General features: G+C 67.7%; 13 protein-coding genes. 8 read left to right on the top strand and 5 right to left on the bottom strand.

Going from position 1 to position 13,255, the window contains the following annotated elements:
• The first annotated feature begins 181 nt into the window (after positions 1 to 181).
• Together RS901_RS22855 and RS901_RS22850 are read left to right on the top strand one after the other, a co-directional pair.
• Positions 182 to 367, top strand: a complete 186-nt coding sequence (locus RS901_RS22855; RefSeq protein WP_316156177.1) for a glycosyl hydrolase — start codon at positions 182 to 184, stop codon at positions 365 to 367.
• Between the two features lie 167 nt (positions 368 to 534).
• A complete protein-coding gene (locus RS901_RS22850; protein WP_316156175.1) occupies positions 535 to 1,158 on the top strand; it encodes an N-acetyltransferase in 624 nt (207 codons plus the stop codon).
• A 14-nt stretch (positions 1,159 to 1,172) separates the two neighbouring features.
• On the opposite strand, the gene RS901_RS22845 is transcribed toward RS901_RS22850, so the two are convergent.
• Positions 1,173 to 1,379, bottom strand: a complete 207-nt coding sequence (locus RS901_RS22845) for a hypothetical protein (RefSeq protein ID WP_114134786.1) — start codon at positions 1,377 to 1,379, stop codon at positions 1,173 to 1,175.
• Positions 1,380 to 1,846: 467 nt separating this feature from the next.
• On the opposite strand from RS901_RS22845, the gene RS901_RS22840 reads away from it, so the two are divergent.
• Positions 1,847 to 3,241: an NCS2 family permease gene (locus RS901_RS22840; RefSeq protein ID WP_316156172.1), complete on the top strand. Its 1,395-nt coding sequence runs from the start codon at positions 1,847 to 1,849 to the stop codon at positions 3,239 to 3,241.
• A gap of 181 nt (positions 3,242 to 3,422) precedes the next feature.
• Here RS901_RS22840 and RS901_RS22835 read toward each other — a convergent pair whose 3' ends face one another.
• Entirely contained in the window at positions 3,423 to 3,833 is a 411-nt protein-coding gene (locus tag RS901_RS22835; RefSeq protein ID WP_114134788.1) for a VOC family protein, read from the bottom strand.
• A gap of 136 nt (positions 3,834 to 3,969) precedes the next feature.
• Here RS901_RS22835 and RS901_RS22830 point away from each other — a divergent pair, with 136 nt between their 5' ends.
• Together RS901_RS22830 and RS901_RS22825 are read left to right on the top strand one after the other, a co-directional pair.
• On the top strand, positions 3,970 to 5,328 hold the full coding sequence (locus tag RS901_RS22830; RefSeq protein ID WP_316153348.1) for an IS1182 family transposase: 1,359 nt from the start codon (positions 3,970 to 3,972) through the stop codon (positions 5,326 to 5,328).
• A gap of 390 nt (positions 5,329 to 5,718) precedes the next feature.
• Positions 5,719 to 6,027 (top strand): H-NS histone family protein, encoded by a 309-nt coding sequence (locus RS901_RS22825; protein ID WP_010810880.1) that lies wholly within the window; start codon positions 5,719 to 5,721, stop codon positions 6,025 to 6,027.
• A gap of 77 nt (positions 6,028 to 6,104) precedes the next feature.
• Here the strand turns inward: RS901_RS22825 and RS901_RS22820 are convergent, their stop codons facing one another.
• Entirely contained in the window at positions 6,105 to 6,638 is a 534-nt protein-coding gene (locus RS901_RS22820) for a hypothetical protein (RefSeq protein ID WP_410054231.1), read from the bottom strand.
• Between the two features lie 518 nt (positions 6,639 to 7,156).
• On the opposite strand from RS901_RS22820, the gene RS901_RS22815 reads away from it, so the two are divergent.
• Complete coding sequence (locus RS901_RS22815; RefSeq protein ID WP_316156167.1) at positions 7,157 to 8,185, top strand: AraC family transcriptional regulator; 1,029 nt, start codon at positions 7,157 to 7,159, stop codon at positions 8,183 to 8,185.
• Here the strand turns inward: RS901_RS22815 and RS901_RS22810 are convergent.
• Positions 8,182 to 9,117, bottom strand: a complete 936-nt coding sequence (locus RS901_RS22810; RefSeq protein ID WP_316156166.1) for a LysR family transcriptional regulator — start codon at positions 9,115 to 9,117, stop codon at positions 8,182 to 8,184. The two genes, RS901_RS22815 and RS901_RS22810, sit on opposite strands and share 4 nt — an antisense overlap.
• A gap of 109 nt (positions 9,118 to 9,226) precedes the next feature.
• Between RS901_RS22810 and RS901_RS22805 the strand changes: the two genes are divergently transcribed.
• Entirely contained in the window at positions 9,227 to 10,468 is a 1,242-nt protein-coding gene (locus RS901_RS22805) for an MFS transporter (protein ID WP_316156165.1), read from the top strand.
• Positions 10,469 to 10,477: 9 nt separating this feature from the next.
• Here RS901_RS22805 and RS901_RS22800 read toward each other — a convergent pair whose 3' ends face one another.
• Positions 10,478 to 11,704, bottom strand: a complete 1,227-nt coding sequence (locus RS901_RS22800) for an NnrS family protein (RefSeq protein WP_316156163.1) — start codon at positions 11,702 to 11,704, stop codon at positions 10,478 to 10,480.
• Between the two features lie 259 nt (positions 11,705 to 11,963).
• On the opposite strand from RS901_RS22800, the gene RS901_RS22795 reads away from it, so the two are divergent.
• On the top strand, positions 11,964 to 13,244 hold the full coding sequence (locus RS901_RS22795) for a nitrate/nitrite transporter (RefSeq protein WP_316156161.1): 1,281 nt from the start codon (positions 11,964 to 11,966) through the stop codon (positions 13,242 to 13,244).
• Positions 13,245 to 13,255 lie beyond the last annotated feature (11 nt).

The raw sequence follows: 13,255 nt of genomic DNA, 5'->3' as shown, positions 1-13,255 counted from the left end.
AGTGCATGTAGACAGTGTTCACAATTGAAGGATGACCAAAGCTGTCGGCGGCAGGTCGGCGACCGCCACAAAGACTACGAGGTAGAACGGAGTTAAAAGCGGAAGCCAGCAATTTGCCTGGACATTACGCGCGAAGTGTGGCATAAGCAATGTTCCCCCGATGCTTCGCGCCCCGACACCCATGCTTCGCACTGTCCGCTTCGCCACCCTGAACCGCCCGGCCCTGCCGGCGGCAGGCGTGCGCGCGGCGCAGCGCCCGGGCATCGCCATCGACCTGGCCGACCGCTTCCACGCGTACGCCCAGGTCCGCCGCGCCGTGCTTTTCCTGGCCGTGCGGGCAGCTCGGGGCGCCAACCTCCAGTCCTGAGCTTTCCCGCACGGCCCATGTCGCGGATGCCATCCGGCACCCGCTTGATCATGCAGCCAGGAGAAAGCCAGACATGTCCCCGCTCTACCGCCATACCTTCTGCGCCATGGTGGCGCTTGCCGCCCTCTACCTGATCCTCAATCCCTGAGCCCCGGTGGAGTCTTGCCATGGTGAATTTCCACGCCCTGCGCCTGCCGGCGCCGGTCCTGCCGCGCGCGCTCGAACTGCGCATCGACGTTGAGCTGGCGCCGGGCGACATCGAACGCGAGCTGGGTGCCCTGCACGACCGCATCGGCCAACCCGGCGACCGCCTGCATGCGATGCCGGCGCTGCCCGCGGGCGCGCCAGGCCTGCGCCTGCGCTACCGAGAGGCCGACGGCGAGTACTACGTGTATGTGGAAGATGTGATGCAGCGCCGGCTGGCCGGTTATACGGTCTTCAACCGGCTGATCGAGGTCGGCCGCCGGGCCGACCCGTGGGTACGGGCACCGCACACGAAGTTCGCGCCCGCTTACCAGCGCCGCGGCCTGGCCAGGGCGCTGTACCGCTGGGCGTTGGACGGCGGGCTGTGCCTGCTGAGCGGGGCCCGCCAGTCGGCCGGCGCCAACGCCCTATGGCAGGCGCTGGCCGCCGATCACCCGACGGGCTATGTGGACTTGCGCCACAAGACGCTGACCTGGCTGGGCCATGCCGTCGATGCGCCCGTGCGTGAGGGCCTGCATACGCGCATGCTGCTGCTCGGGCGCGGCTGGACGCTGGACGCGTTCATGGCCCGCACCGGCATGTACTGAGGCAGCGCGCCCGCTTACAGCCAGCGGATCGGCGCGGCTTCGCGGGCGTTGGCTGCGTACAGGGTCCAGCCCTGGGCAAAGTAAGCGCGCACCCGCGCGGCCAGCGATTGGCCACCGCCCACGCGGGCGTAGTAGGCAACATCGCGTGCCGGCTGGGCGGCGGGCTTCGATGCCTTGGCTTGGGCGGGCTGGCGATAGAGGGTGTCGGCGAGTACTTGCATGGCGAATTATCCTTTCCGGATGGGATGGAGCTGGTACGCCTCACGAAGCACATCCAGCCGTGGTTCGGCCCGGATCGGGAGGCAGTTCAGGGTTATCCCTAGTATAGAGAAGTTGCGCCTGAATCATCCGGGTCTGTACCTATAGGCCGTATACGGGGCGCGTGATAATGGCCGCCTGCCGGAAGCGCCACCTGATGCCAATCCGCCACTCAAAGTAGCTCAATCGTCATATTCGATATTCCTCGATGCGCATGCCGCGCATTGTCTGCCGGTGATGATGCATGGCGTGTGGTCACCTAGCCTTCAGCCTTGCCCGGATCGCGCCCACAGAGGCACCGACAAGCGGCACACCGATAACAGCGGGTTGGCCAGGTTTGCGCCTCCAGCCCAGACCAGAACCACGTGAGACACGCCTGACGACAGTCCGTACGACGGACGTTGCAGCGCCCGCAAGGAGACAGCACATCATGATCGAACAGCCCTATCCGTCGCCCGCGACGGAAGCCGATGCTGCACGCCCCCAAACCCCCGAAGTCCGGAGCCGGCTCGACGCGTTCTTCGAGATCACGGCACGCGGCAGCACCCAGCGCAAGGAAGTGGTCGCCGGGGTGACCACCTTCATGGCGATGGTCTATGCCGTCTTTGTTGTGCCCGGCATGCTGGGCAAAGCCGGCTTCGACACCAGCGCGGTCTTCGTCGCGGTGTGCCTGACCACCGCCTTCGGCTCCCTGCTGATGGGCTTGTGGGCCAAGCTGCCGATCGCCATCGGCTGCGCCATCTCGCTGACCGCATTCATGGCCTTCGGGCTGGTGCTGGGGCAGGGCCTGTCGCCGGCGGTCGCGCTCGGCGCCGTGTTCCTGATGGGCGTGATCTTCACCGCGATCTCCGTCACCGGCGTGCGCTCCTGGATCCTGCGCAACCTGCCCGCCGGCGTGGCGCACGGCACCGGCATCGGCATCGGCCTGTTCCTGCTGCTGATCGCCTCGAATGAAGTCGGCCTGGTGGTCAAGAACGCCCACCCCGGCCTGCCGGTGTCGCTGGGCAAGATCACCTCGTTCCCGGTGGTGATGTCGGTGCTGGGCCTGGCCGCGATCTTCGGCCTGGAGCGCCGCAAGGTGCCGGGCGGCATCCTGCTGGTGATCATCGCGATCTCCGCGCTGGGCCTGGCCTTCGACCCGGCGGTGAAGTTCACCGGCGTGTTCGCGCTGCCGTCGCTGAGCGCGCCCGGCCATGAATCGCTGATCGGCGCCATGGATGTGCGCGGCGCGCTGACGGCCGCGGTGCTGCCGAGCGTGCTGGCGCTGGTGATGACCGCGGTGTTCGATGCCACCGGCACGATCCGCGCAGTCGCCGGACAAGCCGGCCAGCTCAACGCCGCCGGCCATATCCACAACGGCGGGCGCGCGCTGACCGCGGATTCGGTCAGCTCGATCTTCTCGGCGATGTTCGGCGGCGCTCCGGCCGCGGCCTATATCGAGTCGACCGTCGGCGTGGCCGCCGGCGCCAAGACCGGCCTGACCGCGGTGGTGGTGGGGCTGCTGTTCGTGGCGGTGATGTTCTTCTCGCCGCTGGCCGGGCTGGTGCCGTCGTACGCCACCGCGCCGGCGCTGATGTACGTGGGCCTGCTGATGCTGTCGAGCGTGAGCCGCCTGCACATGGACGACATGGTCGACGCGATGGCTGGCCTGGTCTGCGCCGTGTTCATCGTGCTGACCTGCAATATCGTGACCGGCATCATGCTGGGCTTCTGCACCCTGGTGGTGGGCCGCGTGGTGGCTGGCGAATGGCGCAAGCTCAATGTCGGCACAGTGGCCATCGCGGTCGTGCTGGCTGCGTTCTATGCCGGGGGCTGGGCCATCTGATCCTGCCGAAGCCAACTGCCGCGTCCCGGGCGCCACGCCCGGGACGCTGACAACCAGATGTCTCCTCCACCGTGATCCAGGTGGATTTCAAGCCCGGGCTTCCTGCTTTCCCGGGCTGTTTTTTTTGGTGGCCTGCTTGAAGACTTCCGTGGATGGTGAATGGGGTTTCGCTAAATCGCCTTCATTGCCCGGCCTGCATTGCGGCCATATCCATGTACACCAGTTCCCAGACATGGCCATCCGGATCCTGGAATCCATGCCCGTACATGAATCCCAAATCCATCGGCGGCTTGTAAGTATTGCCACCTGCCGCGACCGCGGCATTGACCATTTCATCCACGCGGGCACGGGTTTCCATCGACAGGCAAACCAGCACCTCCGTCGCTTTCCGTGCATCGCAGATTTCATTGGGCGAGAAGCTGCGGAACTTGGCTTCCGTCAGCAGCATCACGAAAATGTTGTCGCCGACGATCATGCAGGTGGCAGTGTCGTCGGTAAATTGCGGATTGAAGGAAAAACCCAACTGCGTAAAGAAGGCAATCGACTTTTGCAGGTCGCGGACGGGCAAATTGACAAAGATCTGCTGGCTCATCAGGGGCTCCGGTAGTCGTGTCAGGGGGGCTGCGCCGGGCGCAGACAAGCAGTCTAGGAGTTTGTCGGGCTTTGCAGTCTTCCGCAAGATGACGTTGTCCGAGATAATCGCTGGCGCACAACCAAAGACCTACCCGATGAGCCGCTTCGTTCCCGTAGACCGAGATACCGCGTACCTGTTGCCGCCCTCAGTGGACGAATGGCTGCCCGATGATCACTTGGCGCGCTTCGTAGTCGAAGTCATCGAGCAGCTCGATCTGAGCGAACTGACACGCCAATACGCGGGCCGGGGTTCGGCGGCGCACCATCCCGCCGTGTTGCTGGGCTTGCTGATCTACGGCTATGCCAATGGCGTGCACTCGAGCCGCAAGCTCGAACGCGCGACCTACGACTCGGTGGCCTTCCGCTATGTGGCAGCCAACACCCACCCGGATCACGACACGCTGGCGACGTTCCGGCGTCGATTCCTGAAGGAGGTGGAGGCGCTGTTTGTGCAGGTGCTGGTGCTGGCGCGCGAGATGAAACTGCTCAAGCTCGGGCACATTGCGCTGGACGGCACCAAGATCGACGCGAACGCGAGCAAGCACCGCGCCCTGTCGTGGGGTCATGCCCAAAAGATCGAGGCGCAGTTACGACAGGAAGTGCAGGCCCTGCTTGCGCTGGCCGAGAACAGCGACCGCGCAGCCATCCCGGATGGCATGGACGTGCCGGCGGAGATCGCTCGACGCGAAGACCGCTTGAGCGCGATGGCGCTGGCCAAGGCAAAGATCGAGCAGCGCGCCGCCGAGCGTCATCAACTCGAACAGCAGGAGTACGAGGCCAAGACGGCTAAGCGCAAGTCTCAGCGGGACGCTGGCAAGAAGCCGCGCGGCAAGGATCCCGAGCCACCAGAGGCGGGGCCCAAGGATGGCGATCAGGTGAACCTCACGGATGAAGAGTCACGCATCATGCCCGTCTCGGGGGGTGGCTTCGAACAAAGCTACAACGCGCAAGCCGGGGTAGACACAGAGACGATGATGGTGGTCACCCAGCACGTGAGCCAGGCGTGCAACGACAAGCGCGAAGTCGTGCCCACGCTGGAGCAGATCGCGGCGTTGCCTGCGGTGCTGGGCGAGGTGCGCACGCTGATCACGGACAACGGCTTCTTCAGTCAGGCCAACGTGATCGCGTGCCACGATGCAGGGATCGAGCCGCTGCTGGCGCTAAGGCGGGAGCCGCATCATGCCCCTGTGCTGGAGCGCTTTGCCCCCGATGTGCCGCAGCCCCAGACCACGGACCCGGTTGTGCAGATGGCGCACCGACTGGGCACACAAGCCGGGCGCGCCCTCTACAGCTTGCGCAAGCAGACGGTGGAGCCGGTGTTCGGCATCATCAAACGGGTAATGGGTTGGCGCCAGATGAGCATGCGCGGGCTGGACAAGGCGCAAGGCGAATGGAGTCTTGTGACCATGGCCTGGAACATCAAGCGCATGCACGTTCTGCGAGCGGTTGGATAGCAAAGTGCGCCTCGACTACCCAAAGCCGAGCCCCTAAGGCGCTCCAATGTGCCATCACAGTGCCTCGTCAACCATCAAGAGCGTTCGATCAGCGCGATTGCCGTCCAAAAATCTCGTCGCACCGATCATTCGGATTCGCCCGGGCTCAAGTCCGACGGACTCCTAGGTGCTAAAGCCCCCGGTCGTGCGTATTTTCATTGTCCTTAAATGCAGGCAAAACGGGCAATGAACCGCCCAATGCCGGCTGCATCGTGGGCTGCGCAACCGTCAATTCAGCCGGCAAACAATCAGTCCGTGCATTCTCCGTTATTTTTTGTAAAATTTTTTAGGTGAACCGACACCACAACTTCTAGTACCATGCAGCGGCCTATTTGCAGAAAGGGGATATAAATGGCGACATACAAGCAACTCCTGGCTGAGAAGGAAGCGCTGGAAGCCAAGCTGAATGAAGTGCGTGCGACGGAAGTCGCCGGCGTGATCGATAAAATCCGGGATCTGATGACTGAATACGGCCTGACCGCCGAAGACATCCTGCCCCGCCGCAAGCGTGGCCGCCCGGCTGGTTCGAGCGCCAAGAAGCCTGCATCCGCCTTGCCGCCCAAGTACATGGACCCCAAGACTGGCAAGACCTGGTCGGGCCGCGGCCGCGCGCCGGCATGGCTGGGCAAGCGCCCTGAGCGTTTCCTGATCGAGCAGTAAGCCGCCTGCGCGGCCAGCGGGCGCCTGCCTCAAACGCCCGCTTCAATCGATGGTGCCATCGGTCTGCCGGGCGCGTGTTACTGCGCCTGGCAGACATAGTCCTTGCGCAGCGCCCTGAAGCCCTGCTGGGTCGGCTCCGCCGTCAGGCGCGCGCCGCCGTCGGCCAGCGGCTGCATGCGCAATACCTGCGCCGAGCACTGGCTCGCGGTCTCGTCCCGCTGGTATCGGATCTCATACTGGCCGCCGGCAGCCGGCACGAATGACACGCCGGCCGCGCAACGCAGCTCAGGCAGCGGCGGTGCCGCGGCCGATGTCACCGCCACGTAGATGCGCCGGCCCGCCTCCACCAGCCGCTCGCGCGTGCGCGCCGGCGGCTCGGGCGAGCGCCCGGCCATGTCCAGACTCCGGTCCCGTCCCATCGCAGACAACTGCCTGCCGGTTCCCGCCAGCACCAGCGGCCGCGCGGGCACCGGGCATTTGGCAGGATCAACCACAGTGAACGAAGTGTTGTCGTCGGTGCTGGTCAGCAGCCGCACGCTGGCGGCCGGGGCGCCGGCGGGCACCCGGTATTGCGCGACGCAGCCGGACAGCGCCAGCGCGGCGGCAAGCATCGGCAACAAGGCAAGGCGAGGCAGGACTGCGGACGACCGGTCATGGCGCATGGCGGCGGGCAGGTAGAGTCGCAATTGGCCAACAGCGGGCGTTGGCGGCACGATGGCGGCAAATCCGGCAGGGATGCCACACGATGACGGCGCGGCCAGGCCAGACGCCGCGCCCTCAAACCAACCAGCATACCCGCATCCGGTGCCTTTCGGCAGCCGCACAAACCCATGTTGAAAACCTCCATGTGATATCCACAGAATCTGTGGATATCCTGCCCCTGCCCTCCCCGAAAGCCCCGGTCTGTGCGGGAACCCACCGGAGCGCCCAAATTTTAGGCAACGGCTTGCAGGCACCCCGGAACCCGGCAACGGTACGGCACCGTCCGCCGCCACCACGCCGTTGCGCTGCCCAGGCCACACTTCGTCCCCCCGCATGCCCTTGAAGGGGGCGCCGGCACCGCGTAATCTCGTTGTTACCGGGGGCTGCACTGGCGCACTTGCGCCAACTTGCCAGCCAGATAATGACAATGACACAACAAGAGCCTATCCAGGCCGGGCCGTTGCCTCGTGACCTGCTGCACGCACTGCGTGACGGCGGCTACGACGTATCGGGACTCGCGCCTGCCCCGGAATCCGACACCGACTCCGACCCCAGCGACCTCACGCCCACCGTGCCCGCGGCCGGCCCGCAACAGGCCTGCCACGTGCTCTGCGCGGTCTACCGCGCCACCGGCGATCCAACCATCGGCCTGTGGCTGGGCAGCCGGATGCAGACCGACCTGCTCGGGCTGGCGGGCCTGCCGGCCATGGCCGGGCCGTCGCTGGGCACCGCGCTGCGGCGCATCGCGCGCTACCAGAAGCTGCTCGCAGGCGACCGCATCGAACTGCGCCGCCAGGGCGACGAAGCCTGGGTCTGCATCCGCCCGAGCGACCCCGAGGCGCCCGACACCCGCCCGCGCATCGACATGGAGCTGTGCTCGCTGCTGGCCTTCGGGCGCCAGTTCACGCGCAAGCCGCTGCATCCGCTGCGGGTGTCGCTGCGCATCGGCCAGCCGGACTGGCACCTGCGCTATACCGAGGCATTCGACTGCCCGGTGCGCTTTGGCGAGCCGGAAGACGCCATCGTATTCGGCCGCCGCGACCTGGCCTTGCGCCTGGCTGCTCGCGTGCGCGGCGGACCGGCCGGCCCGGGCGCGGGCCATGCCACACGCGAAGCGCGGCCGGCGTCCGCTTCGCTGGACGATGTGCGCGCGGCCCTGCAGGCGCTGGCCGGCGAGCGCGCCCTCAGCCTGGCCGCGGTGGCACGCCACCTGGACATCAGCGAGCGCACGCTGCAGCGCCGGCTGATGGCGGCGGGCACGAGTTTTCGCACGCTATGCGAGGAGGCGCGCCGCGACCTGGCTGGCGGTTACCTGGCCGGGGGCGCGATGTCGCTGGGAGAAATCGCGTTCCGGCTCGGCTTTGACGATGCAAACTCGTTCTTCCGCGCCTTCCGCCGCTGGACCGGCATGACCCCGGGCGACTACCGGCGCGCGGCGGCGCATCCGCCCGCCTAGGGCTGGCCGGCTAGCCCGCCGTCGGGTTGCTCCCACGGCGGGTTGTCGCCGAAGCGCCCGGCCAGGAAATCGACAAAGGCGCGCACGCGCGGCGGCGCCAGCCGCCGCTGCGGCATCACGGCGTAGATGCCGGTGTCGGCGAGCGGGTAATCGGGCAGCACCTGCACCAGCCGCCCGGCGTGCAGGTCGGCGCTGACATGCCAGGTGGAATGCAGGGCGATACCGAAGCCCGCCAGCGCCGCATCGGACAACAGCTCGCCGGTATTGGCCTCGATCCGGCCACGCACGCGCACGGCTATCTCCCCGCCGGCGCCATCGCCCAGACGCCAGAGATCCTGCCGGCCCTGGCTGCCCACCAGCACCAGGCAATCGTGCCGCGCCAGCTCCTGCGGGGTGCGCGGCGTGCCGCGCCGGCGCAGGTAGTCAGGCGAGGCACACAGCAAGCGCCGGTTATTGGCCAGCCGCCGCGCGACCAGCGTCGAATCGTCCAGCGCACCGATGCGGATGGCCAGGTCGAAACCCGCGCTGACCAGGTCCAGCACGTTGTCGGTCAGGTTGACGCTCAGCGTCAGCCCGGGATGCTGCGCCAGGAATTCCGGCAACAGCGGCGAGATATAGAGCCGCCCGAACGAGGACGAGGTGGTCACCCGCAGCGTCCCCGACACCCCGGTGCCGGCCTGCCGCAGCGAGGTGCCCAGCGCTTCCAGGTCGTCCACCAGCGCGCGCCCCTGCTCGGCCAGCACGGCCCCTTCCGGGGTGGCATGCAGCCGCCGCGTGGTGCGATGCAGCAGGCGCACGCCCAGCTCACGCTCCAGCCGCTGCAGCCGCTGGCTGGCCACCGCTACCGACAGGTCCAGGCTGCGTGCCGCGGCACTGATCGAGCCCAGGTCGAGCACGCGCAGGAACAGGCCGATATCGCCGATCCGGTCCATGATTATCAAGATTCCATTGAAACTGATTATGGATCATGCCGGTTTTTGCTGAAGACGGAAAGGCACAGACTGCGGGCTTCCTTCCCTTTGCCGACGCCTCCTTCCGAACATGGCCTCCCCAGTCTCCACCACCGCCGCGCCCGCCGCTGCATCCGCCCGCGGCCGGCTGCCCGTTGCGCTCTACGCGCTCACTGCCGGCTCCTTCGGCATCGGCTGCGCCGAATTCGTGATCATGGGCCTGCTGCTGCAGGTTGCCGCCGACCTGCAGGTGACCATCGCCGCCGCCGGCATGCTGGTGTCCGGCTACGCGCTGGGCGTGTTCGCCGGGGCGCCGGTGCTGACCCTACTGACGCGGCGCATGCCGCGCAAGGCCGTGCTGCTGGCGCTGATGGTGATCTACACCATCGGCAACGCTGCCTGCGCGCTGGCGCCCGACTACACCACGCTGATGATCGCGCGCGTGCTGACCTCGCTCACGCACGGCACCTTCTTCGGCGTGGGCGCCGTGGTGGCGACCGGGCTGGTGCAGGAAGACCGCCGCGCCTCGGCGATCTCGGTGATGTTCTCCGGCCTGACGCTGGCCACGCTGCTGGGCATGCCCGCCGGCGCCTGGCTGGGCCTGCACCTGGGCTGGCGCGCCACCTTCTGGGCGATGACGCTGATCGGGCTGCTGTCGCTGGCGGTGATCGCCCTGCTGGTGCAGAAGAGCCAGGACCACGGCGCCCCGGTGGCGCTGCGCGACGAACTGGCCACCATCGGCCGCCCGCAGGTGCTGCTGGGCCTGTTGATGACGGTGCTGCAGTCGATGGGCATCTTTGCCGTGATCACCTACGTGCAGCCGCTGCTGACGCGCGTGTCCGGCTTTGGCGAAGCAGCGGTGTCACCGATCCTGCTGCTGTTCGGCGCCGGCATGATCCTTGGCAACGTGCTCGGCGGCCGCTTTGCCGACCGCACCCCGACGCGCGCGGTGCTGGCCACGCTGACCACGCTGACGCTGGTGCTGGCGGCGATGACGCTGGCCATCCACAGCCAGGTGCTGGTGGTGGCCTTCGTCGGCATCCTGGGCGTCGCGGCCTTTGCCACGGTCTCGCCGCTGCAGCTGCGCGTGCTGCGCCACGCCCGGGGCGCTGGCGAGAACCTGGCGTCGAGTTTCAACATCGCCGCCTTCAACCTTGGCAACGGCGTCGGCGCGTGGCTGGGCGGCGTGATTGTCGATCATGGTCCGGGGCTGACGGCATTGCCGTGGGTTGCGGCGCTGGCGCCACTGGCTGCGCTTGCGGTGGCATGGCTCAGCGTGAAGTTGGAAAACGGCAGCCCCACCGCTGTGTCCATGGCACAAGCTTGTCCCTAATCCCGCGCTTCAGCCCGGCTTGCCGTCCACCCGCGGGCGCGCAAGCCGCGGTGCATAGGTCAGCGCGTAGAGAGCAAACCCCGCCACCCAGCACGCGCCCGCCCCCCAGATCCAATGCAAATACCCGGCCGGCCATAGCATTGGCCCGAACACCCGCAGCACCGCGGCGGCAGCCACCAGCCAGTACGCCGCGGTTTCCGCGTGGCCGGCCACCAGCATGCGGCCGGTGTGACCCAGCGCGGTGCGCGTGATCATGGCGATGATCGCCACGCCGAGCACACCTACCGTGAACGCGTGCGTCGCCAGCCCCGCCATCACCAGCCCCAGCGCACCCAGCGCCTGGAGCAGCAGCGCCACCGGCAGCCACGCATAGGCCAGGTGCAGCACCCACAGGATCGGCCGGTTGCCTACGGCATGGCTGCGCCAGCCAGCCACGCGCACGGCCAGCACCGCCGCGGCCAGCGATGACAGTGTCGCCGCCAGCCAAACAGGCAAGGGCAGCAGCCCCGCGGCCAGTCCCAGCACTGCGGCCGGCACCACCAAGCGGTCCACCTGACGGTATTGCCGCAGGCGGAACCCCGGGATCGCGTTGGTCGTGAACATCGGGATCACGCGCCCGCCGATCACCACCACGAACAGCGTGACCAGCGCCACGCCGGCGCGGCAGGCCAGCATCGCACCGGCGTCATGGCCGCGCGCCTGCAGCCACAGGCTGGCGATATCGGCCGCGGCCAGCAGCCACAGCGCCAGGGCCAGCGGATAGTTGCGGCGGTTGCCGGCGCGGGCCAGCGTGCGCGTGAAGGCCAGCGCGGCCAGCGGCAGGAACGCGGCTTCGATCACGAAGGCCGCCGTGCCCGGCGCCACCCACATGCCCACGCGCCCGGCCAGCCACAGCAGGAAGAGCGCGGCCAGCGCGGCGCCGGTGGGAGTCGGCTGGCCGGTCCAGGCCCGCCCGGCGGTGAACAGGAAGCCCACCACGATGGCCGCGGCAAAGCCGAACACCATCTCGTGCGCATGCCAGAACATCGCCGGCATCACCGGCGCCGGGCCGGCTGCGGCGACGCCCGCCAGCATCGCCGACCACGCCGCGATGGCCAGCGCGGCGAACACCGCCCCGCCCAGGTAGAACGGCCGGAACCCCAGCGCAAACAACGCAAAGCCGCGCGGCGGCGGCCCGGCGGGCGCCTTGCCAGGGGGCGGCGAGCGCCGCGCGGGGAGGATGGGGATGGTGTCCATGGCTGGCAACGGGAATCAGGTGATGCGGCGCGCGCCGGCTTCTTGATCCGGCGCACGGTTTGCCGCGGGTGCGCAAACGGATGCCATTCACGCTGACTGCACGATAGCACCGCCGTCGCGCCGGCGACCTCCGCCGGTAGAACTACCTCCAAAGGCAGGCTGCGCACCCGCGTGCGCTGTGCGGCCGGCGAATAGGCAGCACCAGTGGCCGCCCCTACTCTGGCATCACCCCCGCCAAAGTTGACACAGGAGCATGGCCATGGCCACCCAACCACGCGCGCCGGAGCCCGTACCGCCCGGTGCCGCAATCACGCTGGCGTCGAGCACTTTCGCCTTCACCATCTGCTTTGCCGTCTGGATGCTGTTCGCCGTCCTCGGCATTCCGCTCAAGCAGGAGCTCGGCCTCAACGACACCGAATTCGGGCTGCTGGCGGCAACCCCCGTGCTGAGCGGCTCGCTGATCCGCGTGCCGCTTGGCATCTGGACCGACCGCTACGGCGGCCGCATCGTCTTCTTCGTGCTGATGCTGGCCACCGTGATCCCGATCTGGCTGATCTCGTACGCGCACACGCTGTGGCAGCTGCTGGTGCTGGGCCTGTTCGTCGGCCTGGCCGGCGGCTCGTTCTCAGTCGGCACGCCGTATGTGGCACGCTGGTTCCCGCGCTCGCGCCAGGGGCTGGCGATGGGCATCTTCGGCGCCGGCAACTCGGGCGCGGCGCTGACCAAGTTCGTCGCGCCGGCGATGATCCTGGCCGCCGGCACCTGGACCGTGGTGCCGCGCGTGTATTCGGTGGCGATGCTGGTCACCGCGCTGCTGTTCTGGGTGTTCTCGCGCAGCAACCCGGCGCATCTCGTCAAGTCCAGCGTCGGCTGGCGCGAGCAGCTCGCCGTGATGCGCGACCCGCGCGTGTGGCGCTACTCGCAGTATTACTCGGTGGTGTTCGGCGGCTATGTCGGCCTGTCGCTGTGGATGACCAAGTACTACATCGGCGAATACGGCTTCGACATCAAGACCGCCGCCTTCCTGGCCGCCTGCTTCTCGCTGCCCGGGGGCGTGCTGCGCGCCATCGGCGGCTGGATCTCCGACCGCTACGGCGCGCACCGCACCACCTGGTGGGTGATGTGGGTGAGCTGGGTCGGCTTCTTCCTGCTGAGCTATCCGCAGACGGACTTCATCATCCAGACCACCAGCGGCCCGCAAGGCTTCCGCATTGCGCTAACGCCGACGGTCTTCACCTTCCTGCTGTTCGTGGTGGGCATCGCCTTTGCCATCGGCAAGGCCTCGGTGTTCAAGTTCATCTCCAACGACTTCACGCACAACATCGGCGCGGTCTCGGGCGTGGTGGGCCTGGCCGGCGGGCTGGGCGGCTTCGTGCTGCCGATTCTGTTCGGCGTGCTGGCCGACCTGACCGGCGTGCGCAGCAGCTGCTTCATGCTGATGTACGGGACCGTGTGCGTGAGCCTGGTGTGGATGCACTACAGCCAGCGCGGCGAGCGCCGGCGCAAAGAACAGGCCGTCGGCCTCACCCAGGCCGCCTGACGGCCCCTGTC

Source organism: Cupriavidus sp. BIC8F, assembly GCF_032465815.1.
Lineage (GTDB): Bacteria > Pseudomonadota > Gammaproteobacteria > Burkholderiales > Burkholderiaceae > Cupriavidus > Cupriavidus necator.
Note: the sequence above shows the minus strand (reverse complement) of the source record. Positions and strands in the feature narration are given on the sequence as shown.